Genomic DNA, 26,317 nt, shown 5'->3' on the forward strand with positions numbered 1-26,317 from the left:
CTGTGGCTCACCCGCCGGCCATCAGCTTGTAGCCGACTCCGTAGACCGTCAGCAGATGGTTCGGCCGCTGCGGGTCGGCCTCGATCTTGCGACGGAGGTTCATCACGTGGACGTCGATCGTGCGCTCGGTGGAGCTGCGGTCGGCGCCGCGGCTGTGGTGCAGCAGCTGGGCCCGGCTGAAGACCCGGCCGGGCTGCTCGGACATGGCGGCCAGCAGGGCGAACTCGCCGGGCGTGCACTCGATCGGCCGGCCCTCGACCGTCAGTTCATGCCGGGCCGCGTCGACCACGATCGGTCCGACCACGCGGATCGGCGACGGTGGGGACGCTCGCCGCAGCAGGGTACGGATGCGGGCCATCAGCTCGCGAGGGCTGTACGGCTTGGTCAGGTAGTCGTCGGCGCCGAGCTCGAGCCCGAGCAGCATGTCGTCCTCGCTGGTGCGGGCGGTCAGCATCAGCACCAGCACGCCCGACTCCTGGCGCAGTGTGCGGCAGACGTGCAGGCCGTCGAGCCCGGGCATCATCACGTCGAGCACGATCAGGTCGGGGCGCAGCCGGCGGGCCTCGTCGAGCGCGGCGTGGCCGTCGTGCACCAGGACCGTACGGTGGCCCTCGGCGGTGAGATATCGCCGCAGCACCTCGGCTTGGCGCGGGTCGTCCTCGGCGACCAGAACCTGAGCAGACATGACGGCGACTATAGGTCGGCCCGGCCCGGCCGCCGAGTCTTCGCGGAACACCTGACAGGTTCCTAACGATCAGCGGCCACCCTCGTCCGCATGCTTGCGAAGCCTGACGCCCCGACCGAAGTGATCCCGGCGGTCGCCGACCCGCCCCCGCCCCGGCGACGGGTCGGCAAGTGGCTGGCCGCAGGTTTGGTGCTGGTCGCGGTGTCCGCGGGCGCGACGGTCCTGGCGACCCGGCACCGCGCCGGCGCGGAACCGCCGCCCCCGGCAACTGTGCCGGTCGCGACGGCCCAACTGGAACGACGAGACCTTTCGACCGTACGAACCCTCACGGGCACGATCGGCTTCGGCGCGGCCCGGCCACTGGAGGGACACCGCGCGGCGACCGTGACCTGGTTGCCGCAGCCGGGCGCCACCATCAAGCGGGGCAAACAGATCTACCGCGCGAACGACCAGCCCGTGCCGCTGTTCTACGGCTCGATGCCGCTCTACCGCACGATCTCCGCCCCCGGAACCGCCGGACGCGACGTCCGCATCGTCGCCGACAACCTGCGCGCCCTCGGCTACCGCGTCGGACCGCGGCCGAGCGGCGTCAAGGCGGGCGAGAGCGTGCTCACCCCCGACCTGATCAAGGCGCTCAAACGCTGGCAGCACGACCTCGGCCTGCCCGAGAACGGCGCGGTCGCCGTCGGGGACGTCGAGGTGCTCACCGGCGCGGTGCGGGTCGACTCGGTCGCGGTGCAGCCCGGCGCGCGCGCCGACGGCCCGCTCATGTCGGTCACCTCGACCCGCAAGGTCATCACCGTGGCGGCCGAGCTGGCCGACGGCGGGTCGGTCGAGCGGGGCCAGAAGGTCACCGTCACCCTGCCGGACCAGCGCGTGGTGCCGTCCCGGGTCACCTCGGTCGGACGCACGCTGACCGCCGCCGACAACGGCCCGGCCAGCGGTCCGCCCACCCTCACGGTCACGATCGTGGCCGACAAGCCGGAGCTGATCGCGGGCCTGGACTCGGCCGACGTGTCCGTGCAGTTCGCCGGCCGCGTCCGCAAGAACGTGCTGGCGGCGCCGGTCGAGGCCCTGGTCGCGCTCAGCGAGGGCGGCTACGCCGTACAGACCGCCACCGGCCTGGTCGCGGTCAAGACCGGAATGTTCGCCCGCGGCTGGGTCGAGATCACCGGCGCCGGACTGACCGAAGGCGTCGAGGTGGTGATGCCGTCATGAGCGAGCCCGTCCTCTCCGTCCGCGACGCCGGCATGGTCTATCCCGGCGGCGTCACCGCGCTGGCCGGCGTCAGCCTCGACATCGCGGCCGGCGAACTGGTGGCCATCGTCGGCCCGTCCGGCTCGGGTAAGTCGACCCTGCTGCACCTCATCGGCACACTCGACCGGCCCACGAAGGGCAGCGTACGGATCGCCGGGCAGGACATCGCGGCCCTCAGCGACCGGAAACTGTCGGCGCTGCGGGCCCGCGAGATCGGCTTCGTCTTCCAGCAGTTCCACCTGGCCGACGGGCTGAGTGCCGAGCAGAACGTCGCCACCGGCCTGCTCTACGCCGGGGTGCCGCGCCGCCGTCGTCGCGAGCGCGCGCTGGCCGCGCTCGACCGGGTCGGCCTGTCCCATCGCGCCGGGCACCGTCCCCATCAGCTGTCCGGAGGCGAGCGTCAGCGGGTGGCGATCGCGCGGGCCCTGGCCAACCGCCCGTCGCTGGTGCTGGCCGACGAGCCGACCGGCGCACTCGACACGGCAACCGGGCAGGCCGTCCTCGACGTGCTCCGCCGGCTCAACGACGAGGGCACGACCATCGCGCTGATCACCCACGACCGGGACATCGCGGCCTCGCTGCCACGGCGCATCGAGATCAGGGACGGTCTGCTCGTGCACGACAGCGCCGCGGCGGTGCTCCGATGATCGGGCCGGTCGATCTGCTCTCGCTGGGCCTGATCGGCCTGCGCACCCGGCCGGCCCGGGCCGTGCTCTCGGGCCTGGGCATCGCGATCGGCATCGCGACCATGATCGTGGTGACCGGCCTGCCCGCCTCCAGCCAGGCCGCCCTGATGCGCGAGCTGCGGGCGCTGGGCACGAACACGTTGCAGGCCACGGCGTTGCCGAACCAGCAACCACCCGCGCAGCTGCCCGAGAGCGCGGTCGGCATGGTGCGCCGGATCGGCCCGGTCACCGCCGCGACCGCGGTGGCCAACACCCATGCCCTCGTACGCCGTAACGACCGCACCGATCCCAGCGACGGCGCGGGCCTGACCGTCCTGGCCACCCGCCTCGATCTGCTGCCGGTGATCAACGCACGCGTGCAGACCGGTCGCTGGCTGACCACGGCCACCGAGCGTTTCCCGGCCGTCGTGCTCGGTTCGGTCGCCGCCGGCCGGCTCGGCGTCACCACGTTGCCACCCGGCCGCGCCGGGCCGCTGGTGATGATCGGCGACCACTGGTTCACCGTCGTCGGCATCCTCGCCCCCACCCCGATCTCGCCCGACATCGACCGCTCGGCGATGGTCGGCTGGGAGGCGGCCCGCGCGACGCTGGGCTTCGACGGCCACCCGACGGTGCTCTACGTGCAGTCCGAGGAGTCGCAGCTCGAAGCGGTCCGCGCGGTGCTGGCCGAGACCATCTCGCCCGAGCGCCCCGGGCAGGTCGCGGTGACCCGGCCGTCCGACGCGCTGGCCGCCAAGCGGGCCACCGAGAGCACGTTCTCGGTGCTGTTCCTCGCGCTGGCCGGGGTCGCCCTGGTCGTCGGCGGGATCGGGGTGGCCAACACGATGGTCGTGTCGGTGCTGGAACGCCGGGCCGAGATCGGGTTGCGGCGCGCGCTCGGCGCCACCCGGGGCCAGATCCGGGGCCAGTTCCTGACCGAGTCGGTGGTGCTGGCCGCCGTGGGCGGGCTGGCCGGCGCCGGACTCGGCCTGCTGGCCACTCTCGGGTACGCCACCTGGCAGAACTGGCCGCTGGTCGTGCCGGCCGAATCGGCGCTGCTCGGGGTGGGCGGTGCGATCGTGGTCGGCGTGCTGGCCGGCGTCTACCCCTGCGTACGGGCGGCCCGCCTGACCCCGACCCAGGCACTCGCCGGCAACTGACACGGCGGTGGCCGGACCCCTGCTCGGGCCCGGCCACCGCCGCCTGTCACTTGGCCTCGGCCGCGACCTTCCGCTCACACTCGGAGACGTGGTCGAGCCCCAGCTTGATCGAGCGGGGGTCGTTCTTCTCGCCACCGAGAGCGATACTGATGCCGTCGTCGGACACCTCGACGTACTCGACGCCCTTGGTCTTCAGGCACTTCACGACGCCGACCGCGAAATCCTTGGCCTCGGGGTTGGCCGGATCCTTCTCCCACGGCGGCAGCGGGTAGTACTGCGGCTCGCAGATCTTGTTGGCCGCGTCCAGCTTCGCCTCGTCCTCCGGCGTCGCCGGTCGCGGACGGCCCGGCTCGGCGGCCGCCCCGGGCTGACCGCTCTTGTCCGAAGGCAGCTTCGCCGTCGTCATGTTGACGCCCTGGTCCTTCAAGCACTTGTTGTACGGCCCGAGCAGCGCCATGAACTCGGCCGGCGTGGTGTCGAGCCGCTCGCGCGGCCGCTGCGCCGCCTTCGACGTCGCCGGGGCTTTCGTGGTCGCGGCGTGGCTCTGCAGCGTGGCCACCTTCGCGTCGCCCCCGGCCTGCTCCTGCCCCTGGGCCGACCCGCACCCCGCGAGCGCGGTCACCGCGACCGCCGCCACCACCAGCGCCTGACTCCTGCGCATCCCGTCGCCTCCCTGTCCACCGGCCGGGCCCGTCCCGGCCAGCGGCCAGCCTCACCAGCGAAAGTCAGGAAGGTGTCAGGTTCGCCGAACGAATTCGGCTTCAGCGCCCGCGGCCGCGGCGGCCGGTGGACTCGTTGTGGCGGAAGTGGACGAAGAGCCGGCCCCAGTTGTCGCCGTCCTTCTCGACCCGGTGATAGAGCTGCTTGATCTCTTTCTGGTCGAGGAAGCGCAGCACCTTCTTCTTCAAGGCACCGCTGCCCTTGCCCGGGATGATCTCGACCGTGCTGGCCTTCTTCTGCACGGCCTCGTCGATGATCTCGCGCAGGGCACGGTCGATCTGCTGACCTTTGTTGAAGATGTCGTGCAGGTCGAGCTTCAGCTTCACGTCATCAACCTTAGGGCGTCTCGGATTTGCCGAGCCACTCCTCAGCCCGGCGCACGGCTTCGAGATAGTCGGGCTGCTGCTTCATCGCGGCGGCCAGCCGCAGGTGGGGCAGGGCTTCCCGGATGCGGCCGCCCCGTTCCAGCGTGCGGCCGAGCACGTGGTGCGCGTAATGGTCGGACGGGTCGCGCTCGATCAGCTCGCGCAGCTGCTCCTCGGCGCCGTTGAGCTGAGCCGAGTTGAAATAGGCGCGGGCCAGCAACTGGCGGACGGCGGTGTTGTGCGGTTCCGCCTCGACGATCGGCTCGAGCAGGCGGGCGGCGCCGAGCGGGTCACCGGACTCGAAGAAGAAAGTGGCTCTGCGGTACTCCTCGAGAAGATCCACGCATACGCTCCCCACGCTCGGCGCCCTCACCAACGCTGGCACAACATTGAGCCCACGGCGAGTGTTCCCTCGGCTCAAGCTTCCCGACAAATCGGCCCATACAGCAACCCTGACGTCAGACAATGCCTGCGTGGGGGACTTTCCGAGCCATCTGGTGACCGCGCCCGCCCGTCCACGATCCGGGCGTTTCAAGGCGTCCGTGATCGCGGTCTTCGTGCTCGGGCTCTGCCTGCTGCTCGCGGGCGGCACCGCGGCGCCGGCGCTGACCTCGCCGGCCTTCCTGATCTCGGGGATGCGCGAGATCCCCTCCCCGCCGAAGGGCACCTCGTGGGCGCCGGCGCCGCGCGAGGCCGACGGCCTGCGCATGGTGGCCAGCTCGGACGGGCAGGAGTTCGAACTGCACACGGCGGGTGGCGTCCGGACCTTCCTGCCTGGCGTCGACCTGGGCGACACCACGCCCGGCCACCTGCCCGGCCAGGGCGCGATCTCGGCGGCCCAGCACCGGGCCTGGTTCGCGGCCATGAGCTGGCTCGGGCTGCGGGTGGTGCGGGTCTACGAGATCCATCCGCCGGCGTTCTACGAGCAGCTCGCGGCGTGGAACGCGACCAACCCTGAGCGGCCGCTCTATCTCGTGCAGGGCGTCCGGCTGCCGGACGAGACGTACGTCAAGAAGCGCAACCTGTTCGACCAGGCGTTCACCACCGCCTTCCGCGAGGAGCTGCAGGCGGCGTCGGGCGCGGTGGCCGGCGACCTCAGCCGCACCGCCGTGCCCGGCCGGGTGGGCGGCGCCTGGACCGCGGACGTCACCCCGTGGCTGGCCGGCTGGATCATCGGCGCCGAGATCGACCCGCACGCGGCGGCCGCCTCGGACCGGCGCAACGCCGCGGTCCCGCGGGTGGCGGGCCGCTACTTCCGGAACACTCCGCAGGCGACGCCGACCGAGCGCTGGCTCGCCGCGCGGATGAACGACCTGGCCGGCGCGGTGGCGAAACGCGGGGTCAGCCAGCCGATCGCCTTCGTGAACTGGCCCACCACCGATCCGCTGCGCCACCCCCGGGAGCCGCTGCCCCAGGAGGACCTGCTCGGCGTCGACGCCAACCACGTGCTGCCCACGGCGGACTGGCCCGCGGGCACGTTCGCGAGCTACCACGCGTACCCGTTCTATCCGGACTTCCTGCGGTACGAGCCCGAACTGGCCGCCTACGAATACGAAGACCGCCGGGACCCGTACGCGGGCTATCTCTCGGAACTGCGCAAGCACCACGCGACGATGCCCACACTGATCACCGAGTTCGGCGTGCCCTCGTCGCTCGGGTCGGCGCACAACGCGCCGCTGGGCCGATCGCAGGGCGCGCACAGCGAACGCGAGGCGATGCGGATCAACGCCGAGCTGCTGCGGATGATCCACGGGCAGGGGCTGGGCGCCGGGTTCGTCGCCGGCTGGATGGACGAGTGGTATCGCTCCACCTGGAACACCGCCGGGCACCAGGATCCGGCTCGCCGTCAGCTCTGGCACGACCCGCTCACCAACGAACAGCACTACGGGCTGCTCGCGATGGACGCGCAGGGCACCGCCGAGAACCGGGAGCAGCGGCTGCTCGACAGCGACGCGTGGCCGGCGCGCGAGGTCACCTCGCGGGTCGACGAGGAATACCTGCACCTACGCGCGAAGCTGGCCGGTTCGGCTCCGGGCTCGCTGCTGGTGGGCTTCGACGTGCTTCCCGGCTTGACCGGCGAGCCGATGCCGGGCAGCGGCGACCGGCGGCCCGACGCTGTGTTCGCGCTCAACCTGGTGGGGCACACCGGCCAGGCGTACGTCAGGGAGCAGCTCGACCCGATGAAGCTGGACTTCGCGGTCCCGGCCGCCGATCGTGCCCCCGCACCCTCGGGGTGGCGGCCCTTCGAACTGATCGTCAACCGGCCGCTCGCGAAGCTGCCGGCCGAACTGCAGAACGCGGGTCAGTTGCGCCACGGCTCGTGGGACCCGCAGGACGAGGAGGCCGACAGCCGGTCGCTCTGGCAGATCGACGGCGACGACCTGACACTGCGGGTGCCGTGGGCGATGCTCGGGTTCGCCGACCCGTCCGCCCGCCGCGTCGCGGTGCCCAAGAACGGCAAGCTCACGACCCAGACGAGCCCGGGGGTGACGGTGTCGCTGACCGCCTCGGGCACCGATCAGGGGATCGGCCAGGTCAAGTGGTCGAACTGGAACCGGCCGTTCTATGCCGAGCGGCTCAAGCAGGGGGCCGGGAGCCTGCGCGACGCCGCCCTGACCGTCACGACCGGCGGCGACTGATCAGCAGCAGGGCCGCGCCCCCGGCGATGAGCAGGGCGCCCAGCGCGGCGAGCCCCATCGGGTTCCGCTGTTCGGGGTAGCCCGCGCCCCAGCAGAAGACCTCGCCCGACTCGGTCAGCGCGCAGGTGCTGTCCCCGTCGGCGACCAGTTGCACGACGCGGCCCTCGAGACCGACCTCGACCAGCCCGTCGTCCGCCGCGGCCGGCCCTGCGGACAGCGTCAGCGCCACCACGACGGCCAAGATCGCCATTACCCGTCGTGTGATCACCATGCAACCATTATGGGTGTTTTGTACGCTTTCGTGGTGCTCAACACGCCCCACCACGCTGTCACAGGTGCTACACAGGAATCGGAAAGCCCGCGCATAGCGACGCCCGTGACAGTAGGGGTATGACGATGGCGAACTCAGACCCCAGCACCGACCTGCGCCGCCCCGACGGCGGTCCGGTCCGGGTCCTCGTGGTCGACGACGAGCCGACACTGGCCGAGTTGCTCACGATGGCGCTGCGCTACGAGGGCTGGGACGTGCGCAGTGCCGGCGACGGCCAGAGCGCCGTGCGCACCGCCCGCGACTTCCGCCCCGACGCCGTCGTCCTCGACATGATGCTGCCCGACATCGACGGCCTCGAGGTGCTGCGCCGCCTGCGTGGCGAGACACCTGAGGTGCCGGTCCTCTTCCTCACGGCCAAGGACTCGGTGGAGGACCGCGTCACCGGCCTGACCGCGGGCGGCGACGACTACGTCACCAAGCCGTTCAGCCTCGAAGAGGTGGTGGCCCGGCTGCGCGGCCTGATGCGCCGCATGGGCCACTCCCCGCTGCGCACCGACTCCCAGCTCGTCGTCGGCGACCTGACGCTCGACGAGGACAGCCACGAGGTTCGCCGCGGCGGCGCCCTGATCACGCTGACCGCGACCGAGTTCGAGCTGCTGCGCTATCTGATGCGCAACCCGCGCCGGGTGCTGAGCAAGGCCCAGATCCTCGACCGGGTGTGGAACTACGACTTCGGCGGACAGGCCAACGTCGTCGAGCTCTACATCTCCTACCTGCGCAAGAAGATCGACGCGGGGCGTACACCGATGATCCACACGATGCGCGGGGCGGGTTATGTCCTCAAGCCGGCCGACTGACGTGGCCTGGCGTCACCCGGCCCGCTGGCGCAGTCCGGCGGGCTGGCCGCTGCGTACCCGGATCGTGGCGATCATCATGCTGCTGCTCACGGTCCTGGGCCTCGCGGTCGGCACCACGTCGTACCTGTTCCTGCGCGACACCCTCTACACCCAGGTCGACGCCAAGCTCGACGACACCGGGCGTCCGCCGGGCGGCCCCTTCGGCGGCATCGACGTCGACCGGCCTTTCCGCGGCGCCGAACCCGGGTCGATCACGCTCTATTACACGAGCGTCGCCAACGTGGAGGGCGGCCAGGTCAACGCGTACACCAACGCCGAGGGCTACCCCGACACGCGCTATCAGCCGCTCACCGACTCGGCCGAGGCGCACCTGCTCGCCGTCCCGGCCGACGAGTCCAAGTCGACCCTCAGTCTCGACGGCTACGGTTCGTTCCGGGTCACCGCCGAGCCCCTGGGCAACGGCATCGTACGGGTCAGCGCCCTCTCACTGCAGAACACGAACTCGACGTTGCTGCAGGTCGCGCTGGTCACCGGCGGCGCCGTGCTCATTGCGCTCGGCATCGCCGGGTGGGCCGGGGCGCTGATCGTGCGCCGCACGCTCGCCCCGCTCGACCGGGTCGCGGCCACCGCCACGAAGGTCTCCGAGCTGCGGCTCGACCGGGGCGAGGTGCGGCTAGCCCAGCGTGTGCCCGAGCCCGACACCGACCCGCGCACCGAGGTCGGCCAGGTCGGCGCGGCCCTCAACCAGATGCTCGACCACGTCGGCAACGCGCTCGAGGCCCGGCACGCCAGCGAGATGCAGGTCCGCCAGTTCGTGGCCGACGCGAGCCACGAGCTGCGTACGCCCCTGGCCGCCATCCGCGGTTACGCCGAGCTCAGCCGCCGCAGCCGCGCCCCGGTCACCGACGAGATCGCCCACGTGCTGAGCCGCGTCGAGTCCGAGGCCAAACGCATGACCGGGCTCGTCGAAGACCTGCTGCTCCTCGCCCGCCTCGACGCGGGCCGCCCACTGGCCCACGATCCGGTCGATCTCAGCATGCTGGTCGTCGACACGGTCAGCGACGCGCACGCCACCGGCCCCGGGCACGTCTGGCAGCTCGACCTGCCCGACGAACCGGTCACGGTGACCGGCGACGGCGCCCGTCTCCACCAGGTGCTGGCCAACCTGCTGGCCAACGCGCGCACGCACACCCCCGAGGGCACCACAGTCACCGTCTCGGTCTCGTCGACCCCCGACTCGGCCGTGCTGCGGGTCGCCGACGCCGGGCCGGGCATCCCCGACGATCTGCAGCCGAACATCTTCGAGCGGTTCACGCGCGGCGACAACTCACGCTCGCGCGCCGCCGGCAGCACGGGTCTCGGCCTGTCGATCGTGCACGCTGTGGTCACCGCTCACGGCGGCACCGTGTCGCTGCAGAGCTCGCCCGGCCGCACCGTCTTCACCGTCGTGCTGCCGCTCGGCCCCGCCGTCCCATCTGCTGAACACTTCGCGCAATCAGCGCGGCCGGTCAACTGAGCGGCTATGCTTGCCCACATGTCTCGTTCGTATCAGTGGTTTAGTGGGCCGGCTCGCGCCGGTGACTCAGCCATGGATACACGAGCCATGCACTGAGACATCACGCCAGAGCCGGCCCGGGCAGCGACATGACGTCGCTGCCTTTTTGTTTGCCGGCTCTCACCGTGGGCGCCGGCGGAGGAGTGACACACCGTGACTGCCCCCGAGGTCCAGCGCGTACGCGACCAGCGCATCGAGAAGGTCGTGCCGCTGATGAGCCCCGCCCTGCTGCACCACGAGCTGCCGCTGACGACCGAGTTGCACGACACCGTGCTCGAGGGTCGCCGGCAGGTCGAGGACGTGCTGAACGGCCGAGATCCGCGGCTGCTCGTCGTCGTCGGCCCCTGCTCGGTGCACGACCCGGTCGCCGCCGGCGAGTACGCCTCGCTGCTGGCCGGCGCCGCCCAGCGGTTCGCCGACGACCTGCTGGTCGTGATGCGCGTCTACTTCGAGAAGCCGCGCTCCACGGTCGGCTGGAAGGGCCTGATCAACGACCCGGCGCTCGACGGCACCGGCGACGTCGGCACCGGCCTGCGGATCGCCCGCCGGCTGCTGCTCGAGATCGTCGGGCGGGGCCTGCCGACCGCCGTCGAGTTCCTCGACCCGATCACGCCGCAATACATCGCTGACACGGTGAGTTGGGGCGCGATCGGAGCCCGTACGGTCGAATCTCAGGTCCACCGCCAGCTCGCGTCAGGCCTGTCGATGCCGATCGGCATGAAGAACCGGCCCGACGGCAGCATCGCCACCGCGATCGACGCGATCCACGCCGCCGCCGTGCCGCACGTCTTCCCCGGCATCGACTACTCCGGCACCCCGGCGATCCTGCACACCACCGGCAACCCGGACACCCACCTGGTGCTGCGCGGCGGCGGCGGCCAGCCCAACTACAGCGCCCAGGACGTGGCGAACGCCCTCGCGCTGCTGCGCAAGGCCGAACTGCCCGAGCGCCTGGTGATCGACTGCTCGCACGGCAACAGCGGCAAAGACCACCTGCGCCAGCCGGTCGTGGCCGACGATGTGGCCGCCCAGATGGAGGCGGGTCAGCGCGGGATCAGCGGCGTCATGCTGGAGAGCTTCCTCGTGCCCGGCCGCCAGGACCTCGGCGGTTCGCTCGTGCACGGCCAGTCGGTGACCGACGCCTGCATGGGCTGGGACCCGACGGTCGGCGTGCTGGAGCGGCTGGCCACGGCCTCGGCGAAGCGCCGCGCTCACAGCTAGTCCATAGCAAGGGCATAACGGCGCGACAGGGGCAACGTCGAGTCTGGTCGAGGTAAGCACATCCGCCCTGCCTGGGAGAGCCTCGATGACCACGACGTTGCCCGTACCGCCGTCGGTTGAGCCCGACCTTCCGCCGCCGCCGGCCCGGCACCGCTCGCGCGTCGGGCGGATCTTCCTGGGCCGCGTCGACGATGCGCCCTGGGTGCGACCCGCCCTGCTCGCGCTGCTGGTGCTCACCGGCGTGCTCTACATCTGGGGGCTCGGCAAGAACGGATGGGCGAACGCCTTCTACTCCGCCGCCGTTCAGGCGGGCTCGGAGAGCTGGAAGGCGTTCTTCTTCGGCTCCTCGGACGCGGCCAACTCGATCACGGTCGACAAGACCCCGGCCGCGCTCTGGGTGATGGCGCTGTCGGCCCGGGTCTTCGGCGTCAACGCGTGGAGCATCCTGGTGCCGCAGGCACTGATGGGCGTGGCCACCGTCGGCCTGCTCTTCGCGACCGTGCGGCGCTGGTACGGCCCGGCCGCCGGGCTGCTCGCGGGGGCGGTTCTGGCCGTCACGCCGGTCGCCGCGCTGATGTTCCGGTTCAACAACCCCGACGCGCTTCTCGTGCTGCTCATGGTGGCCGGCGCCTACGCGACCGTACGGGCCATCGAGAACGGCTCGACCAAGTGGATCGTGCTGGCCGGCGTCTTCGTCGGGTTCGGCTTCCTGGCCAAGATGCTGCAGGCGCTGCTCGTGGTGCCGGCGTTCGCGCTGGCCTACCTGATCGCCGGACCGCCGAAGCTCGGCAAGCGGATCGTTCAATTGCTGCTCTCGGGCCTCGCGCTGGTCGTCTCGGCGGGCTGGTACATCGCGATCGTCGAGCTGGTGCCGGCGTCGATGCGGCCCTACATCGGCGGATCGCAGAACAACAGCATCCTGGAGCTCACGCTCGGCTACAACGGACTCGGCCGGCTCAACGGCGACGAGACCGGCAGCGTCGGCGGTGGGGGTGGCGCCGGGGGCGGCATGTGGGGGTCGACCGGACTGCTGCGCATGTTCGACAGCTCGCAGGGCGGGCAGATCTCGTGGCTGCTGCCGGCGGCGCTGATCACCCTGGTGGCGGGGCTGGTCATCACGGCTCGGCGGGCGCGCACCGACCGGCAGCGGGCCGGGCTCGTGCTGTGGGGCGCGTGGCTGCTGATCACGGGGCTGGTGTTCAGCTTCATGCAGGGGATCTTCCACGCGTACTACACGGTGGCGCTGGCGCCGGCCATCGGCGCGGTCGTGGGCATGGGGACGGCGCTGCTGTGGCGACACCGGCGGAACGTGTTCGCGGCGCTGACGCTGGCGGCGGCCGTGGCGGTGACGGCAGTGTGGTCCTTCCACCTGCTGCGGCAGAGCGCGGACTTCCTGCCCTGGCTGCGGTGGGTCGTGCTGATCGGCGGGCTTCTCGGGGCGGTGGCGCTTCTCGGCGCGCTGCGGCTGCCGGCGCGGGTGGCGGCGCTGGCGGCGGCCGTGTCGCTGGCGGCGGTGCTGGCCGGGCCCGCGGCGTACGCGGTGCAGACTGCCGGATCGGTGCACACGGGGTCGATCCCGTCAGCCGGGCCGGAGGTCTCGGGCGGGTTCGGTGGCGGACCCGGGCGGGGTGGCTTCGGGGGTGGACGCGGCAATCGGGGCGGGTTCCCGGGTGGTGGCTTCCCCGGCGGCGGTGCTCCCGGGGGCTTCCCCGGTGGTGGCGGTCAGGGCGGTTTCCCTGGAACTCCCGGCGGCACGAACGGCGGCACGGCTCAAGGGGGCACCGCTCCGGGTGGCGGCTTTGGTGGGGGCCGCACCGGGATGCGCGGTGGGGGCGGTGGGCTGCTCGACGCCGCGACGGTCAGCGACGAGATGAAGGCGCTGCTCGAAGCCGACGCCGACTCGTACACCTGGGTGGCTGCGGCAGTCGGATCGCAGAGCGCGTCGGGCTACCAGCTCGCGACCGGCGACCCGGTGATGGCGGTCGGCGGCTTCAACGGCAGCGACCCGTCGCCCACCCTGGCCCAGTTCCAGCAGTACGTGGCCGAGGGAAAGATCCACTACTTCATCGGCGGGGGCGGGTTCGGCGGCGGCCGCAGCATGAACGGCAGCAACGCCAGCTCCGAGATCGCGACGTGGGTCGCCGAGAACTTCACAGCACAAACGGTCGGCAACACCACGGTGTACGACCTGAGCACGCCCTGACCGCTTCTTCAGTCAACGGCCGGTTCCCGTACGGGGGCCGGCCGTCGACGTCTGATCTCACAGGCTCGGCACAGGGCAGCCACAAAAGCGGCTCAGCCCGCACGATCAACCTGGGACGCATGAGCCTTTCCACGCAGTCGTCGCACGCCGAGGCCGCGACCCGAGTCGACTCCCCGGTGATCGACGTGGTCGTCCCCGTCCACAACGAAGAGAGCGATCTCGAGCCCTGCGTGCGGCGTCTGCACGCGTACTTGAGCGCCTCCTTCCCCTACCGCTTCCGCATCACGGTCGCCGACAACGCGAGCACCGACGCGACCGCCGACGTGGCCCGGCGGCTCGCCTTCGATCTTCCCGAGGTCGCGTGGACGCACCTGACCGAGAAGGGGCGGGGACGCGCGCTCAAGCACGTGTGGACGCACTCGGACGCGGCCGTGCTCGCGTACATGGACGTGGATCTCTCGACCGACCTCGACGCGCTGCTGCCTCTGGTCGCCCCACTGATCAGCGGCCACTCCGACCTGGCCATCGGCTCGCGGCTGGCACGTGGCTCCCGGGTCGTACGGGGTGCGAAGCGGGAGTTCATCTCGCGCGGCTACAACCTGCTGCTGCGCGGCACGCTGTCGGCCCGGTTCTCCGACGCGCAGTGCGGCTTCAAGGCGATCCGCTCCGAGGTGGCCGCGCGTCTGCTGCCGATGGTCGAAGACACGGGCTGGTTCTTCGACACCGAGATGCTGGTGCTGGCCGAGCGGGCCGGCCTGCGCATCCACGAGGTCCCGGTCGACTGGATCGACGACCCCGACAGCCGCGTCGACATCGTGCCGACCGCCATCGCCGACCTGAAGGGGATCATGCGCCTGCTGCGCGCCTTAGGTTCGGGCCGACTCCCGCTGGCCGCGGTGCGCGACCAACTGGGTCGAGACCCGCTGCCGCTCGACGGGCCACCCACCGGCCAGTTGAGCCGCGGCCCGCTGCTGCCGGTCGACGGAGTACCCACCGGCCAGTTGAGCCGCGGCCCGCTGCTGCCGGTCGACGGAGTTCCCGCCGGCCTGGCCAGACAGCTGATCCGGTTCGCGACGATCGGGGTGGCCAGCACGCTCGCCTATCTGGTCCTCTATGCGCTGTTTCGCCTGGGGCTGGGCCCGCAGTGGGCGAACTTCCTGGCCCTCGGCCTGACCGCGATCGCCAACACCGCCGCCAACCGCCGCCTGACCTTCGGCGTCCGCGGCACCGAGGGCGCCTGGAAGCACCAGGCCCAAGGCTTGATCGTCTTCGGAATAGGCCTGGCCCTGACAAGCGGTTCTCTGGCCGCCGTGGACGCCCTCCACACAGCCCCCAGCCGGCCGATCGAGTTGGCCGCGCTGGTGCTGGCCAACCTGCTGGCCACCGCCGTCCGTTTCCTCCTGCTGCGCATCTGGGTGTTCCGCTCCCGCCTGGCCTAGCCAGGCACCCGAACCAGCTCGCGCCTCGCCCAATCGGCTGCCCGAACCAGCTCGCGTCCCTTGGCCAAGCCCATCCGGACTCGGTGACCAACCCATTCCGGAAACCGGAACCGACATCGGGCGGCGACGGTCGAAACGGCTGCGGGCGATCGTGACTATCCTTTGAGGACCTGAAACCTGGCCTCTCCCGCCCGGAGCGGTGCGCAGGGTCAGCGGCCCGGAAAATACGGGGTCGTTGTCCGGTGGGCGGCTCAGGGGCGGCGGGGGGCGTTCTGCAAGGCGCGGCCCTGGTCGCCGAGCACTGGCGGAGGATCGTTGGCACCGTTCGCAGGGTGAGTCAGTGGCCCGGTGGAAGTTCGTCGGGTGTTATTCGCCGGGGGCGGCCCGACGGGCGACGGAGGATGGCGGCGACAACGACGAGGGTGGCGAAGAAGGCGGCGGCCGAAGCGGCGATCCACCAGCCGAGTACGCCGAGAATGAGCGCGGCGATCCAGATGACGACGGCGGTGAGGATCAGCGAGAGCGACGGTTTTCCACGACGGGCCGGTTCGAGCCGGCCGCTGGTCATGCGGGCACAGAACTCGGGGTCATCACGCCGGAGCTGACGCTCGAGCTGCGCCAGGCGTCGGCTGTCTTCCCTGCTCAACATGTCGCCACCTCCGGTCCGGGCCGCGCCACACTCGATCGAACGGCACGCCGCGCGATCACTGCCATTGTTACCTACAGGTTGCGTTCCGGATACCTCTGGAATTCCTCCCGGCCCACTCGCCGGGATCCGACCTGCCCCAACAACCACAACAGGCCGGCCAGAATCCCACTCTGTGGACCCTGATCCACTCCAACGATCCGCCGTGCCTGAGGTTGCCCGAACCATCTAAAATACTGCGGAATGCGGATAATCGGGACCACCCTGACCTGCGGGGTCCGTCGTCTTCGCGAGCCGGCTCGGCTGATCTGACTCGGCGGCAGCAGCCGTTATGCGGTGCATCGCAGGATGCTGACGCGGCGGGCGGACTCGGTGCCGGGCCGCGGTTAGGCGGCGGCGTCCAGCCGAGAGTCGATCAGTCGAAGGTGACTGTCACGTCGGGGAAGGCTCGGGCCCGGGCCACCTCGGTGGATTCTTTCTCGATTTGTTTTCGGTGGGCGGCGGTGAATGAGTCGAAGGGCGTGACGGTCAGGTCGAGGCGTTTGCGGCCGGCGGCCTTGGCCCGCCACACGCCGACGATCTCGCCGTCGAGCAGGAGGGCGCCCGGGTTGCCCAGAACGCGCCAGACCTCTTTCTGGCGAGCACGGTCGGGCACCAGCACGTCGCGGTCGCGGGCTTGCAGCAGCGCGTCCATCGGCGGGAGGAAACGGGCGCCGGACGCGCGCGGCGGGGACTTCAGCGTCTTGGCGGCGTCAGCGGGCAGCCAGGCCTTGCGGCCGTCGACGGAGACCTCGGTCAGGTGGTCGGTGGGCCAGACGGATTTCATCTCGGCGGTTGAGCTGCCCAGATATTTGCCGACCTCGAGCGGAGTCGCCGGGCCCAGGAAGCGCAGATAGCCGAGGATCAGCGAGTCGATGCCCTCGTTCTCGGACGGCATGGGCGGGGCGTCGGGGATCGGGCCGAGCATCGCGTTGCGCCCGCGGGACTGGACCTCTATGCCGCCGGCCAGACCCGAATGCTGCCAGACGTTGCCGGCGATGTGCCGCGCCTCGCAGCTGCGGCAGTCGTAGGTCAGCGAGCGCGGCACCCGCTTGCTGACCTCGGTGCTCACCTCGCCGCGCGGCATCGGCCCCCGCACGACCTCACGGAACGCCGACGCGGTGGCCCGAAAGGCCTCGACACCGAGCTTCATGCCCGACGGGATCTGGCCGCTCTTGATGCGGGCGGACGCGTCGGCGTCGCTCACCGGCCACAACTGTTTGACCAGCGCCGCCAGGTCGGAGCGACGATGCAGGTGGGGCGCCCCGCGGGCCGCCCACACGGTGATCAGCCGGTCGTCGTCGACGTCGGCGCTCGTGCGGGCGGCCAGCGCGACCTGGGCCGAGCCGGGCGTGTATTCCTGCACGCCGAGGTCGAGGACGGGCAGGTCGGCGGGCTTGGCGCGCCACCGCGAGGCGAGCCCGAGCGCGGCGACCCGATAGGCCATGACCTGGGCGCGGTCGAAAAACTGGGCACGGTCGACGTTGACCACGGCACCCCCAAAGGAAATCTAGGTGCGACGACCGTACCGCCGGGCTGCGACATTTTTCAGGCGATCAAGACGGCCGTCCGTCTGCCCCGAGACGAGCTCCCACGTGTCCAGCCGGCTCGACCCGTACGGTCCCTCCTGCAGGATCGGCGCCTCGCCGGTGAGGCGATAACCGCAGCGCCGGGCCACGGCCGTGCTGCTGGCGTTACGCGGGTCGATGCGTAGCAGCAGCCGGCTGAGACCGAGGGAGCTTTGGGCGTACGCCGAAAGAAGTGACAATGCGCCCGTCGCGAGGCCGCGTCGGCGCTCCCCCACGTCGACCAGATAGCCCAGTTCGGCCTCCTTGAGACCGAGGTCGACGCCGAAGAGCAGCACCTCGCCGAGGGGCCGGGAACCGTCGGCCGTGATCGCCAGCTGGATGCGCGATCCGTTGACCCGCCCCTGGTAGGCGCGTTTCAGGTAGGCGATGCCGGCCTCGATGTCGAATGGCGAAGGCATCGGCGTCCACCGGGCGATCTCGGGCTCGTCGAGCATGCGTACGAGATCGTCGAGGTCTTCGGATCGCCATTCGCGCAGGATGATGCCGTCCCCCGGCAGTGTCAGCGGGAAAGGGAGACGGCTTGCGGCCATGATTCGATCCTGCCCGTAAGGACCGGTTCCGGCCAGTAGTGCGGCATATGAAGGCCATGAGTGATTCGTCATGCTCCGCGGGTCGGATAGCCGCTACCGTCCGCGACGGACTCGCGAGATGATGCCGAGGTCCTGTGAAGATCCAGTGTGCGCGGGGAGAAAGACTCGGCCCCACGCGTACGTTGTGGATCATGAGAGCGATCCGCGCCTGGCTGCTGATTTTCGTCGTCGGCCTGGTCCTGAGCGGCGTCACCGCGTTCCCCCTGGTGACCGAGGTCCGCATGCTGGCCGACGTGCTGCACGCCGTGCCCGCGCCCGACGCCCTGACCGCGTGGATCGACCGGGTCCACGAGGGCCTGCGCGTCACCGGAGATCAATACCCGTTCATCGCGTACGGCACCGACTGGCTGGCCTTCGCCCATATCGTGATCGCCGCGGCGTTCTGGGGCCCGTGGCGGAACCCCGTACGCAACATCTGGGTCATCGAGTGGGGCATGGTCTGCTGCGTCGCGATCATCCCATTGGCCTTGGTCGCGGGCCCGATTCGAGAGCTCCCGTTCTGGTGGACCCTGATCGACATCTCGTTCGGCGTCTTCGGCATCGTCCCGCTGATCATCGTGCGTCAGAAGATCAAGAAGCTGGAAATCAAGAACCCGGAGGTCCCCGATTTGACCAATGTGGAGGGTTACCGGGTGACCTGAGCGGGGAAGTCGTAACGTTATGCCGGTGGAGGGACAGACGACTATGACGCGGCGGGGTGAAACTTACGCCGGGCGGTCCCGCGAGCAGCGGGCCAGCGAGCGGCGGGCCCGCATCATGGCGTCGTCGGTGCACCTCTTCGGCACCCGCGATTACGACGACGTCACGGTCGCCGACATCTGCGCCGGCGCCCGAGTGTCCAAAAGGTACTTTTACGAGCACTTCGCCGATCGGGCCGACCTGCTACTGAAAGTGAACCGCGAGCAGAACGAGTGGCTGCTGCGCAACGTCGCGGCGGCGATCCCCGAGCGGCCGCGAAGCCTGGCCGAGGTGTTCCGCCCCGCGCTGCGCACCCTGGTCGAGATGCTGCGCACCCACCCCGAGAGCGCCCGCGTGATCTATGTGAACGCGCCCCGCATGGAGGACCGGCGCCGCGGCGTGCTGCGGGAGGACGCCCAGTTCGTCGCCGCCGTCCTGCGGAGGGCGATCGGCCAACCTCAGGACCAGATCGGGTACGACCGTACGCTGCTCGCCCTCGTCGCCGGCCTCAGCGAGGTCATCATCGACTGGATCTCGCACGACATGGCCGGCGACCCCGATCAGCTCGCCGAGCACCTGACCGGGATCGCCCTGGCCCTTACCGGCAGCATCAAACCTGAGCAGACCGGCAGCGTCACACCCGAGCAGACCGGCAGCGTCACACCCGAGCAGCGCTGATCTCCATACCCGCGGCCCGCAAACGTTCGACCAGCGCGTCACCGAGCGCGGTCGCCGGGGTCAGCACTCCCCCGCCCGACGACGGCAGGGCGTCTCCGTCGTGGGCCAGTGCGAGCGCCGACTCACCCAGCATCACGGCCGTGGCGGCGTACCCGGGGTCGCCCTTGGCTCTGAATCGGGCCGTGTAGCGAGCGCCTGTCGTCGTCGTGGTGAAGAAGTCGATCGTGAAGTGGCCGGCGCGCTGAACCTCCTCGCTGGGCCCGCTGCCGGGTTTCGGGAGCAGACGGTCGAGCAGGAATCGGGTGGGCGGCAGCATCAGACCCGCGACCAGCGCGCCGAAGCCGAGCTTGAGCCCGTTCGCGACCAGCGGCGAGAGCGGCGAGCCGCCCACACTCATCAGCTCGCGATAGCGGAACTGACGACCGTACCGATGGTTGTGCAGGGCGTTGCTGCGGCGCACGACCCGGGTGTTGTAGGACGCCATGAAGAACGGCGCGAGCGTGCCCCGCAGCCGCGGGTGAACGTCGGCACCCCGCACAGTCGCCACGTCGTCCTGACGGCCCAGGTCAGGTTCGGCGTTCCGGTCGGGGCTCAGCGAGTACGGGCTGCCGGCCACCCGCCGCAGCCGGCGATCGTTCTTGACGATGTCGAGCTGGTGGCGCAACGAGTCGATCGTGCCCCCGCTGACGCCGCCGCGCAGGCTCGTCACCACCATCGTCGTGTCGGTGAGCTCCCCGGCGCCGTCCGCCGCGACCTGGGCCGCCAGCACGTGCACGCCGATGTCGGACGGGACCGAGTCGAAGCCGCACGAATGCACGATGCGGGCGCCGGTCTCGCGGGCTGATTCGTGGTTGCCGTCGATGCTGTCGCGGGCGAAGAGCACCTCACCGGTCAGGTCGACGTAGTCCGTGCCGGCCTCGGCGCACGCGCGGGCCAGCGCGACGCCGTATTTGAGATAGGGCCCCACGGTGGTCAGCACGACCCGGGTCGAGGAGGCCAGCGTGGCCAGGGCCGCGGGGTCGGCCGCGTCGGCCACGATGATCGGCCAGTCGACGCCGAGCCGGTCACGAACCTCGGCCAAGCGCTCGCGGGAGCGGCCGGCCAGCGCGAGACGGCTGCCCGCCGGGGCGTGCTCGGCCAGATATCGCGCGGTCAGCACGCCGACGAAGCCGGAGGCGCCGTAGACGACAATATCGTGATCCCGATCGTGGTCGCTCATGAATGTGGATTCTCCATCAGCGCCCCGCGAACCGCTCGGCTCCTTTAGTCTCGATCCGTTTGTTCCCATACACATTCGGCTGGTGACGGGCTGTTTCACGGCTCGGCCGGCCTCCGCGGGCGGAACGCCGAATCCTGCCGCCGCTCGACGGGACGCACACACTCACGGCATGGAGCGGGGAACCCACGTTCCTCGGCGCGATCATGCGCCTCGGGGTGAAGCCGCCACGCGCGGCCGGGCACCTCAGCCCGAACCCGACAGCTCACCTCGCAGGCGTGGAGGGTCCACTGTCATGGCAAAAATCTGCACATCTGCCCGTCTTGCGCTCGTGTTCGCCACCGCGGGCGCCGCGGCCCTGATCGGGACGGCCGCTAAGGCCTCACCCGACATCAACTGGGACGCCATCGCCCACTGCGAGTCGCGCGGGAACTGGAGCATCAACACCGGAAACGGGTACTACGGCGGCCTGCAGTTCAGCCGCAGCACGTGGCGGGCCCACGGTGGGGCGCGCTTCGCCTCCACGGCCGACAAGGCCAGCCGCGACGAACAGATCACGGTCGCCGAGCACGTCGTCCGCGAGGGACAGGGCCTGGGAGCCTGGCCGACCTGCGGCCGAAAGGCCAGTTCAACCCGGGCGTACGGGGCCAGGAGCGCACACGCTCCGAAAACGTCGCCGGCGGTGTCGAAAACCTACGTCGTACGCTCCGGCGACACGCTCGCGAAGATCGCCGCCAAGACGAAGATCGCGGGCGGCTGGCAGGCTCTTTACCGGCTCAACCGCGCCGTGCTCAAGACCCCGCATCAGATCTTCCCGGGCCAACGGCTCAACCTCTGAGCCCGAACGTGCCCGGAAATTGAGCGGCACCCGGCCCGGCCCGCTGGATAACTTCATGGTCATGACTGAGACACCACTGCGGGAGAGGCTCCGCAAGGCTCTCCCGGGGGCCATGAAGGCCAAGGACCGGGCCGCCGTGTCCGCGCTGCGGGCGACGCTCGCGGCACTCGACAACGCCGAGGCGGTCGCCCCGGCCGAGGACCAGCTCCGCGGCCAGGCGATCGAGGAGGCGGCGGTCGGGGCCGGTGCGACCGAGGTGGCCCGCCAGGTGCTCAGCGACGACGACGTCGTCCGCATCGTGCGGGCCGAGGCCGACGAGCGTGAGCAGGCCGCGGCCGAATACCGGGGGCTCGGCCGCGACGACCGGGCCGAGCAGTTGCTGGCCGAGGCGCTCGTCCTGCGCGGCCACCTAGCGTAGGGCGAGGGCGTCGAAACGGACCCGAGCCGCAGGAACGCGGGCGCTCTCGAGCCGCCGCGGGGTCGCGGAGACCGTGGCGGGAGGTGACGCGACGATCAGGCGTGCAGGGCGGCCAGCTCGACCCCGGGGTCGGCGAGGCGGGCGCGGTCGACCGTCACGCGGGATTTGATCAGCTCGCCGATCTGGTCGTTCACGTCCCAGATGTTGACGTTCATGCCGGCGGCGACGCGGCCGTCGACCAACCAGAACGCCAGGAACTCGCGACCGGCCAGATCGCCCCTGATCACCACCTCGGCGTCGGCCGGCGCGGTGCCGATATATTCCATGCCCAGGTCGTACTGGTCGGTGAAGAAGTAGGGCAGGCGGTCGTAGGCGACGGGCTGGCCGAGCATCGCCCGCGCCGCGGCCTGCCCGGTGTGGATGGCCACGTCCCAGTGCTCGACGCGCACGCGGTGGCCGAGGAAGGCGTGCTCGATGTTGGCGATGTCGCCCGCCGCGAAGATGTCGGGGTCGCTGCTCGCCAGGGAACTCGACACGAGCACGCCGTTGTCGACGGCCAGGCCCGCGTCGGCGGCGAGCCCGACGTTCGGCGTGACCCCGATACCGGCGATCACCACGTCGGCCGGCAGACGGGCGCCGTCGGCCAGCACGACCTCGGTCTCGGTCACCTCGACGACGTGGTTGTCGAGCCGCAGCTCGGTGCCGTTGCCCCGGTGCAGGTCGGCGAAGACCTGGGCGATCCGGTCGCCGAGGATCTTCTGCAGCGGCAACGGGGTCGCGCCGACGACGGTGACCTGGGCGCCCCGGCTACGCGCGGCCGCGGCGACCTCGAGACCGATCCAGCCGGAGCCGATCACGACCACGCGCGTCGTCGCGGTGACCGCCTCGGAAATGCGGTGCGAGTCGGGGATCGTACGCAGAAGAAGTGCTCTTTCACCGCCGGGAACCGGAAGACGGCGGGGCGTCGAGCCGGTCGCCAGCAACAACCGCTCGTACGGCACCTCGTCGCCGCTCGCGAGCCGCACGACCTTGGCGCTGCGGTCGAGCTCGGTCGCCGTCGTGCCCAGCCGCAGGTCGACGTCGTGCTCCCGATACCACTGCGGGGAGTGCACGAAGACGCTCTCAAGCTCCTCGGTGCCGAGCAACAGGCCCTTCGAGAGGGGCGGACGCTCGTACGGCCGGTCGGTCTCGGACGCGATCAGCGTGACCGGACCCTCGAAGCCCTCGTCACGCAGGGCCTCGACCGCTTTCGCCGCGGCCAGGCCGCCGCCCACCACTACGTAGGTCATAGCGTCATCCTCGCGGGTCGATGTGAAACTTTGGTGCCGTTCCCCGAAGTCGTCCGGCGAGCACATCCGCCGCCTGATCGAGCCCGACCACCCCGGCGACCAGCGGACGAGGATCGACAGATCCCGACGCGTACGCCTCGATGGTCTCACCGAGTCCACCCGAAGCGCTCAGAATGCCCACCAGAGAAACATCTTTGAGTACGGCCTGACGCGTGTCCACGAAGGACGGCTCACCCGAGATGCCGATGCAGACGACGCGGCCGCCGGGCTCGACGCGGTCGAGGGCGAAGGCCGGCAGCTCCCGCGCGTTGGACGCGTCGATGATCGCGTCGTAGGGCGTGGCCGGCAACTCGTCGCGCGTCCAGGCGTTGTCGAAGCCGAGATCACGCGCGAACTTCAGCGACTCGGGCGTCACCCCCAGCACGTGAACGTCAGCGCCCTTGTAGCGCGCGAACATGGCCGCCAGCAGGCCGATCGTTCCCGGCCCCATGACCAGTACGGTCTTGCCCGGGGCGGGCTCGGCCGCGCGGACGGCGCGCAGGGCGTTGCCGCCCGGCTCGACCATCGCGCCCAACGTGGGATCGACCTCGTCGGGCAGCGCGAAGAGCGCCTTCGCGGGCACCGGCAGCTGCTCGGCGAGCGCGCCCGGCCACCCGCGCCGGATGCCGATCTCGTAGCGGTCGACGCACAGGTGCTGCCGTCCGTTGACGCAGCGGACGCAGTGGCCGCAGCCGAGCATCGTGTCGCCGGTGACGCGTCGGCCCAGCCAGGACGGGTCGACGCCCTCGCCCACGGCCGAGACCGTGCCGCTCCACTCGTGGCCGATGCGCATCGGGTACGCCGCGTCGCCGCTCGCCGTGTAGGCCATGTCGCCACGGAGGATCTCCATGTCGGTGCCGCAGACGCCGGCCCGTTCCACGTCGACCACGACCTCACCGTGGCCCGCCTGCGGCGGCTCGACGTCGACGACCTCGGACCGGCCCGGCCCGGTGATCACGAATGCGCGCATGGGAACAGTCTGCCCGGTCGATCTACTAGGCTGCCGTGACACTGCCGACAGTCAGCTCGCGGATCATCCGGGCCATCTCGCCGGGCCCGTACGGGAAGTCGGCACGGACCCACCAGCCGAGGACACCGACGAGCGCGCTGGCGTGATACTCGGCGACCACGTCGACGGGAAGCCGCAGCTCGTCGTGGGTGCAGAGGTGCTCGCGCATCACCTCGAAGATCATCGGATGCAGGTGGGTGGTGCCGACGGCTCGGTAGACCTGCTGGTGGCGATGGGCGTGCTCGAAGATCACGCTGAGGGGCTTTACCGGGTCGCCGGGCCGCTCGTGGCCGAGGGCGTTCATCTCCCGGTCGAGGTCGTCGCGCAGGTCCTCGAAGCAGGAGGCGAACAAGGTGTCCTTGTCGCGAAAGTGCGCATAAAACGTGGACCGGCCGATGTCAGCGCGTTCGAGCACATCGCGAACGGTGACCCGGTCATAGCCACGCTCGACAACCAGCTCGACCAGGGCATGACGAAGAGCAGCCCGCGTACGCCGAACTCGCCGATCCTCCATGCCGCGCCGCCCCATTCCCGCGCTCGAGCCCGCGCTTCCGGCCACTTTCCGGCTTCTGTTCGGTATCGAACGTCGCGGCGATACCGCCCGTTGACCGTCTCGACCGTAACCGAACATGCTGTTCGAAAGCGAACATGATGTTCAGGGATGGATCATGGAGACGTTCACGAACGCGGAACGATACGACCGCCACGCCGGAAGGCTGGGCCGCAAGCTCTACGACCGAGTCGTGGCGGATGCGCACGAGGCCGGGTTGCCGGCGGGGACACGGGTGCTGGACGTCGGAACCGGGCCGGGGCGAGTGCCGCGGGCGTTGGCTCTGGCCGAGCCGTCCTGGATCGTGGAGGGCGTAGATCTCTCGCCGCAAATGATCGCGTATGCCCGACAGCGGTCGTCAGCAGTCAGCTACGCAGTGGGCGATGTGGCCGCGCTCCCCTATCCGGACGCGAGCTTCGACCTGATCGTGTCGTCGCTGAGCCAGCACCACTGGTCCGATGTGCACGGCGGGCTGCGAGACCTGCGCCGAGTGCTGCGACCGGGTGGACGGCTGTGGATCTATGACTTCCGGTGGGCTCTCGCCCGGGCTTCGCGGGCCGCGAAGGAGCTGTTCACCGAGATCCAGCGCGAGCCAGTGCGGCTTACGCGGTGGCTGTTCCCGCTGATAGCCCGGCTGAGCGCGCGAGGCTGAGGCCGGTCGGGGCTGAACACACGCGGGTTCAGCGGCTCACCTGCGTGAGCCGGGCCTGGCGGGCGGCGGTCGAGCGGCGCGGCTCGGCCAGGATCGCCAGCAGGGCCACGGCGGTCAGGGCTGCGCCGGCCAGCGCGGGATAGCGCGGACCCGCCCCCGTGAGCAGGGCGCTTCCCAGCAGGGCGCCGCCCGTGATGCCGACGTTGAAAGCCGTCGAGGTGCCGGCGGCGGCCATGTCGGTGGTGCCCGGGGCGACTTCGAGCACACGGGCCCCAAGGGCCGCGAGGGCGGTCCAGGCTCGTGCGCGATTCATGTCCCGGACGCTACCCAGGGGGTCCGACAGTTTTCGGGCGGGCTCAGGAGCGGGCGCGGGCCATCGCCTCGACGCCGCTCATCAGCAGGTCGACGCCGAACGTGTAATAGCGCTCGACGTCTGGCTCCCCCGCATAGGTGGCCCCGATCTGCACGAGCATCGGGAACTGGTCGACCGGCAGGCACTCGAGCTCGATGCGCCGCTGCCGCCGCCACTCGGGCACGTCACCGGCCGCCATCTGCGACGGCTTCTCGACCTGGGCGTGCACCAGACCGATCACGCTGTGCAGCAGATAGCTGCCGATCCAGTAGCCCTCCTGCACCGTGAAGCCGGCCTGGGCGAGCAGGGCCAGCGCGTCTTCGGTGGCGCGGTTGAAGCTGGTCGCACGGGCCTTGTCGGACTGGTGCAGCAGGTCGGGCAGGATCGGGTGCCGCCGCATGGCGTCGACCAGCGACTCGACCATCGCGCGGAGCTGTTTCGGCCAGGGGCCGCTCGTGCCGGGGTCGGCCCGCACGTCGCTCAGCGCGTGATCGACCACGCCCAGGAACAGCTCTTCCTTGTTCTTGAAGTGCCAGTAGAGCGCCATCGGGGTGACGCCCAGTTCCTGCGCGAGCCGACGGATCGTCACCGCGTCGAGCCCCTCGGTGTCGCCGAGGCGCAGCGCCGCCTCGGCCACGGTCGCCTTGCTGAGTCGTTCTGCCGCCACTTGACAACCATACAACGTACAGGTCTCATG

General features: G+C 70.7%; 28 protein-coding genes and 1 riboswitch. Of the genes, 14 read left to right on the forward strand and 14 right to left on the reverse strand.

All coding sequences use genetic code 11. The annotated features are described in order from the left end of the window. Window positions 1-7: 7 nt before the first annotated feature. Window positions 8-685, reverse strand: a complete 678-nt coding sequence (locus tag EER30_RS08945) for a response regulator transcription factor (RefSeq protein WP_127499859.1) — start codon at window positions 683-685, stop codon at window positions 8-10. A gap of 90 nt (window positions 686-775) precedes the next feature. Here EER30_RS08945 and EER30_RS08950 point away from each other — a divergent pair, with 90 nt between their 5' ends. Genes EER30_RS08950 through EER30_RS08960 form a run of 3 tightly spaced genes read left to right on the forward strand, consistent with a single transcriptional unit; the run spans window position 776 to window position 3,767 of the window. Continuing rightward, window positions 776-1,903, forward strand: coding sequence for an efflux RND transporter periplasmic adaptor subunit (locus tag EER30_RS08950; protein WP_205650145.1), 1,128 nt, complete (start codon window positions 776-778; stop codon window positions 1,901-1,903). Then, on the forward strand, window positions 1,900-2,589 hold the full coding sequence (locus tag EER30_RS08955; protein ID WP_127499860.1) for an ABC transporter ATP-binding protein: 690 nt from the start codon (window positions 1,900-1,902) through the stop codon (window positions 2,587-2,589). Before EER30_RS08950 ends, EER30_RS08955 begins: the two co-directional genes overlap by 4 nt. Further along, window positions 2,586-3,767, forward strand: coding sequence for an ABC transporter permease (locus tag EER30_RS08960; protein WP_127499861.1), 1,182 nt, complete (start codon window positions 2,586-2,588; stop codon window positions 3,765-3,767). Before EER30_RS08955 ends, EER30_RS08960 begins: the two co-directional genes overlap by 4 nt. Before the next feature lie 46 nt (window positions 3,768-3,813). On the opposite strand, the gene EER30_RS08965 is transcribed toward EER30_RS08960, so the two are convergent. From EER30_RS08965 to EER30_RS08975, 3 genes are all read right to left on the reverse strand, one after another. Beyond that, window positions 3,814-4,428, reverse strand: a complete 615-nt coding sequence (locus tag EER30_RS08965; protein ID WP_127499862.1) for a hypothetical protein — start codon at window positions 4,426-4,428, stop codon at window positions 3,814-3,816. Between the two features lie 100 nt (window positions 4,429-4,528). Beyond that, complete coding sequence (locus tag EER30_RS08970) at window positions 4,529-4,813, reverse strand: Smr/MutS family protein (protein ID WP_127499863.1); 285 nt, start codon at window positions 4,811-4,813, stop codon at window positions 4,529-4,531. A gap of 10 nt (window positions 4,814-4,823) precedes the next feature. After that, window positions 4,824-5,195 (reverse strand): tetratricopeptide repeat protein, encoded by a 372-nt coding sequence (locus tag EER30_RS08975; RefSeq protein WP_127499864.1) that lies wholly within the window; start codon window positions 5,193-5,195, stop codon window positions 4,824-4,826. A 130-nt stretch (window positions 5,196-5,325) separates the two neighbouring features. Here EER30_RS08975 and EER30_RS08980 point away from each other — a divergent pair, with 130 nt between their 5' ends. Then, a complete protein-coding gene (locus EER30_RS08980) occupies window positions 5,326-7,491 on the forward strand; it encodes a hypothetical protein (RefSeq protein ID WP_240669896.1) in 2,166 nt (721 codons plus the stop codon). Here EER30_RS08980 and EER30_RS08985 read toward each other — a convergent pair. Continuing rightward, entirely contained in the window at window positions 7,472-7,762 is a 291-nt protein-coding gene (locus EER30_RS08985; protein WP_127499865.1) for an RCC1 domain-containing protein, read from the reverse strand. The genes EER30_RS08980 and EER30_RS08985 overlap by 20 nt on opposite strands. A gap of 119 nt (window positions 7,763-7,881) precedes the next feature. Between EER30_RS08985 and EER30_RS08990 the strand changes: the two genes are divergently transcribed. From EER30_RS08990 to EER30_RS09010, 5 genes are all read left to right on the forward strand, one after another. Beyond that, window positions 7,882-8,619, forward strand: a complete 738-nt coding sequence (locus tag EER30_RS08990) for a response regulator transcription factor (protein WP_127499866.1) — start codon at window positions 7,882-7,884, stop codon at window positions 8,617-8,619. Beyond that, window positions 8,597-10,135, forward strand: a complete 1,539-nt coding sequence (locus EER30_RS08995) for a sensor histidine kinase (protein WP_127499867.1) — start codon at window positions 8,597-8,599, stop codon at window positions 10,133-10,135. Before EER30_RS08990 ends, EER30_RS08995 begins: the two co-directional genes overlap by 23 nt. Before the next feature lie 192 nt (window positions 10,136-10,327). Further along, window positions 10,328-11,395: a 3-deoxy-7-phosphoheptulonate synthase gene (locus EER30_RS09000; protein WP_127499868.1), complete on the forward strand. Its 1,068-nt coding sequence runs from the start codon at window positions 10,328-10,330 to the stop codon at window positions 11,393-11,395. Between the two features lie 85 nt (window positions 11,396-11,480). Continuing rightward, entirely contained in the window at window positions 11,481-13,598 is a 2,118-nt protein-coding gene (locus tag EER30_RS09005) for an ArnT family glycosyltransferase (protein WP_127499869.1), read from the forward strand. Between the two features lie 119 nt (window positions 13,599-13,717). Next, a complete protein-coding gene (locus EER30_RS09010; protein WP_127499870.1) occupies window positions 13,718-15,037 on the forward strand; it encodes a bifunctional glycosyltransferase family 2/GtrA family protein in 1,320 nt (439 codons plus the stop codon). 337 nt (window positions 15,038-15,374) lie between these two features. On the opposite strand, the gene EER30_RS09015 is transcribed toward EER30_RS09010, so the two are convergent. The 3 genes from EER30_RS09015 to EER30_RS09025 all read right to left on the reverse strand — a co-directional run bounded on the left by EER30_RS09015 (window position 15,375) and on the right by EER30_RS09025 (window position 17,841). Beyond that, entirely contained in the window at window positions 15,375-15,686 is a 312-nt protein-coding gene (locus EER30_RS09015) for a DUF3040 domain-containing protein (protein WP_127499871.1), read from the reverse strand. 412 nt (window positions 15,687-16,098) lie between these two features. Then, window positions 16,099-17,214 (reverse strand): DNA glycosylase AlkZ-like family protein, encoded by a 1,116-nt coding sequence (locus EER30_RS09020; RefSeq protein WP_240669897.1) that lies wholly within the window; start codon window positions 17,212-17,214, stop codon window positions 16,099-16,101. An 18-nt stretch (window positions 17,215-17,232) separates the two neighbouring features. Next, window positions 17,233-17,841, reverse strand: a complete 609-nt coding sequence (locus tag EER30_RS09025) for a GNAT family N-acetyltransferase (RefSeq protein WP_127499872.1) — start codon at window positions 17,839-17,841, stop codon at window positions 17,233-17,235. Between the two features lie 191 nt (window positions 17,842-18,032). On the opposite strand from EER30_RS09025, the gene EER30_RS09030 reads away from it, so the two are divergent. Further along, window positions 18,033-18,542 carry a hypothetical protein gene (locus EER30_RS09030; protein ID WP_127499873.1) on the forward strand — a complete coding sequence of 170 codons (510 nt, stop codon included), beginning with the start codon at window positions 18,033-18,035 and terminating at the stop codon, window positions 18,540-18,542. 25 nt (window positions 18,543-18,567) lie between these two features. After that, window positions 18,568-19,257 carry a TetR/AcrR family transcriptional regulator gene (locus tag EER30_RS09035; RefSeq protein ID WP_240669898.1) on the forward strand — a complete coding sequence of 230 codons (690 nt, stop codon included), beginning with the start codon at window positions 18,568-18,570 and terminating at the stop codon, window positions 19,255-19,257. Here the strand turns inward: EER30_RS09035 and EER30_RS09040 are convergent. After that, window positions 19,238-20,476, reverse strand: coding sequence for a saccharopine dehydrogenase family protein (locus EER30_RS09040; RefSeq protein ID WP_127499874.1), 1,239 nt, complete (start codon window positions 20,474-20,476; stop codon window positions 19,238-19,240). The two genes, EER30_RS09035 and EER30_RS09040, sit on opposite strands and share 20 nt — an antisense overlap. Window positions 20,477-20,601: 125 nt before the next feature. Further along, a riboswitch (cyclic di-AMP (ydaO/yuaA leader) is annotated at window positions 20,602-20,753 on the forward strand. 51 nt (window positions 20,754-20,804) lie between these two features. On the opposite strand from EER30_RS09040, the gene EER30_RS49580 reads away from it, so the two are divergent. Continuing rightward, window positions 20,805-21,311, forward strand: coding sequence for a LysM peptidoglycan-binding domain-containing protein (locus EER30_RS49580; protein ID WP_284699704.1), 507 nt, complete (start codon window positions 20,805-20,807; stop codon window positions 21,309-21,311). A 61-nt stretch (window positions 21,312-21,372) separates the two neighbouring features. Next, entirely contained in the window at window positions 21,373-21,729 is a 357-nt protein-coding gene (locus tag EER30_RS09050) for a GatB/YqeY domain-containing protein (RefSeq protein WP_127499876.1), read from the forward strand. A 95-nt stretch (window positions 21,730-21,824) separates the two neighbouring features. On the opposite strand, the gene EER30_RS09055 is transcribed toward EER30_RS09050, so the two are convergent. The 3 genes from EER30_RS09055 to EER30_RS09065 are packed head-to-tail and all read right to left on the reverse strand — an operon-like array spanning window position 21,825 to window position 24,580. Beyond that, complete coding sequence (locus tag EER30_RS09055; RefSeq protein ID WP_127499877.1) at window positions 21,825-23,018, reverse strand: NAD(P)/FAD-dependent oxidoreductase; 1,194 nt, start codon at window positions 23,016-23,018, stop codon at window positions 21,825-21,827. 4 nt (window positions 23,019-23,022) lie between these two features. Further along, window positions 23,023-24,027, reverse strand: coding sequence for a zinc-dependent alcohol dehydrogenase (locus EER30_RS09060; protein WP_127499878.1), 1,005 nt, complete (start codon window positions 24,025-24,027; stop codon window positions 23,023-23,025). 25 nt (window positions 24,028-24,052) lie between these two features. Further along, on the reverse strand, window positions 24,053-24,580 hold the full coding sequence (locus EER30_RS09065; RefSeq protein ID WP_127499879.1) for a TetR/AcrR family transcriptional regulator: 528 nt from the start codon (window positions 24,578-24,580) through the stop codon (window positions 24,053-24,055). Window positions 24,581-24,734: 154 nt separating this feature from the next. Here EER30_RS09065 and EER30_RS09070 point away from each other — a divergent pair, with 154 nt between their 5' ends. Then, window positions 24,735-25,268, forward strand: coding sequence for a class I SAM-dependent methyltransferase (locus EER30_RS09070; RefSeq protein ID WP_164842262.1), 534 nt, complete (start codon window positions 24,735-24,737; stop codon window positions 25,266-25,268). Window positions 25,269-25,296: 28 nt separating this feature from the next. On the opposite strand, the gene EER30_RS09075 is transcribed toward EER30_RS09070, so the two are convergent. Together EER30_RS09075 and EER30_RS09080 are read right to left on the reverse strand one after the other, a co-directional pair. Beyond that, complete coding sequence (locus EER30_RS09075) at window positions 25,297-25,581, reverse strand: hypothetical protein (RefSeq protein ID WP_127499881.1); 285 nt, start codon at window positions 25,579-25,581, stop codon at window positions 25,297-25,299. Between the two features lie 43 nt (window positions 25,582-25,624). After that, window positions 25,625-26,287 carry a TetR/AcrR family transcriptional regulator gene (locus EER30_RS09080; protein ID WP_284699705.1) on the reverse strand — a complete coding sequence of 221 codons (663 nt, stop codon included), beginning with the start codon at window positions 26,285-26,287 and terminating at the stop codon, window positions 25,625-25,627. Window positions 26,288-26,317: the final 30 nt, after the last annotated feature.

The sequence above is a fragment of the Actinoplanes solisilvae genome (genome assembly GCF_003999975.1).
Taxonomy (GTDB): Bacteria; Actinomycetota; Actinomycetes; order Mycobacteriales; family Micromonosporaceae; genus Actinoplanes; species Actinoplanes solisilvae.

Coding starts and splice junctions, on each gene's coding strand:
- EER30_RS08945 (WP_127499859.1), bottom strand. CDS start 685: ATGTCTGCTCAGGTTCTGGTCGCCGAGGACGACCCGCGCCAAGCCGAG.
- EER30_RS08950 (WP_205650145.1), top strand. CDS start 776: ATGCTTGCGAAGCCTGACGCCCCGACCGAAGTGATCCCGGCGGTCGCC.
- EER30_RS08955 (WP_127499860.1), top strand. CDS start 1,900: ATGAGCGAGCCCGTCCTCTCCGTCCGCGACGCCGGCATGGTCTATCCC.
- EER30_RS08960 (WP_127499861.1), top strand. CDS start 2,586: ATGATCGGGCCGGTCGATCTGCTCTCGCTGGGCCTGATCGGCCTGCGC.
- EER30_RS08965 (WP_127499862.1), bottom strand. CDS start 4,428: ATGCGCAGGAGTCAGGCGCTGGTGGTGGCGGCGGTCGCGGTGACCGCG.
- EER30_RS08985 (WP_127499865.1), bottom strand. CDS start 7,762: ATGGTGATCACACGACGGGTAATGGCGATCTTGGCCGTCGTGGTGGCG.
- EER30_RS08990 (WP_127499866.1), top strand. CDS start 7,882: ATGACGATGGCGAACTCAGACCCCAGCACCGACCTGCGCCGCCCCGAC.
- EER30_RS08995 (WP_127499867.1), top strand. CDS start 8,597: ATGTCCTCAAGCCGGCCGACTGACGTGGCCTGGCGTCACCCGGCCCGC.
- EER30_RS09005 (WP_127499869.1), top strand. CDS start 11,481: ATGACCACGACGTTGCCCGTACCGCCGTCGGTTGAGCCCGACCTTCCG.
- EER30_RS09010 (WP_127499870.1), top strand. CDS start 13,718: ATGAGCCTTTCCACGCAGTCGTCGCACGCCGAGGCCGCGACCCGAGTC.
- EER30_RS09015 (WP_127499871.1), bottom strand. CDS start 15,686: ATGTTGAGCAGGGAAGACAGCCGACGCCTGGCGCAGCTCGAGCGTCAG.
- EER30_RS09025 (WP_127499872.1), bottom strand. CDS start 17,841: ATGGCCGCAAGCCGTCTCCCTTTCCCGCTGACACTGCCGGGGGACGGC.
- EER30_RS09030 (WP_127499873.1), top strand. CDS start 18,033: ATGAGAGCGATCCGCGCCTGGCTGCTGATTTTCGTCGTCGGCCTGGTC.
- EER30_RS09040 (WP_127499874.1), bottom strand. CDS start 20,476: ATGAGCGACCACGATCGGGATCACGATATTGTCGTCTACGGCGCCTCC.
- EER30_RS09050 (WP_127499876.1), top strand. CDS start 21,373: ATGACTGAGACACCACTGCGGGAGAGGCTCCGCAAGGCTCTCCCGGGG.
- EER30_RS09055 (WP_127499877.1), bottom strand. CDS start 23,018: ATGACCTACGTAGTGGTGGGCGGCGGCCTGGCCGCGGCGAAAGCGGTC.
- EER30_RS09060 (WP_127499878.1), bottom strand. CDS start 24,027: ATGCGCGCATTCGTGATCACCGGGCCGGGCCGGTCCGAGGTCGTCGAC.
- EER30_RS09065 (WP_127499879.1), bottom strand. CDS start 24,580: ATGGAGGATCGGCGAGTTCGGCGTACGCGGGCTGCTCTTCGTCATGCC.
- EER30_RS09070 (WP_164842262.1), top strand. CDS start 24,735: ATGGAGACGTTCACGAACGCGGAACGATACGACCGCCACGCCGGAAGG.
- EER30_RS09075 (WP_127499881.1), bottom strand. CDS start 25,581: ATGAATCGCGCACGAGCCTGGACCGCCCTCGCGGCCCTTGGGGCCCGT.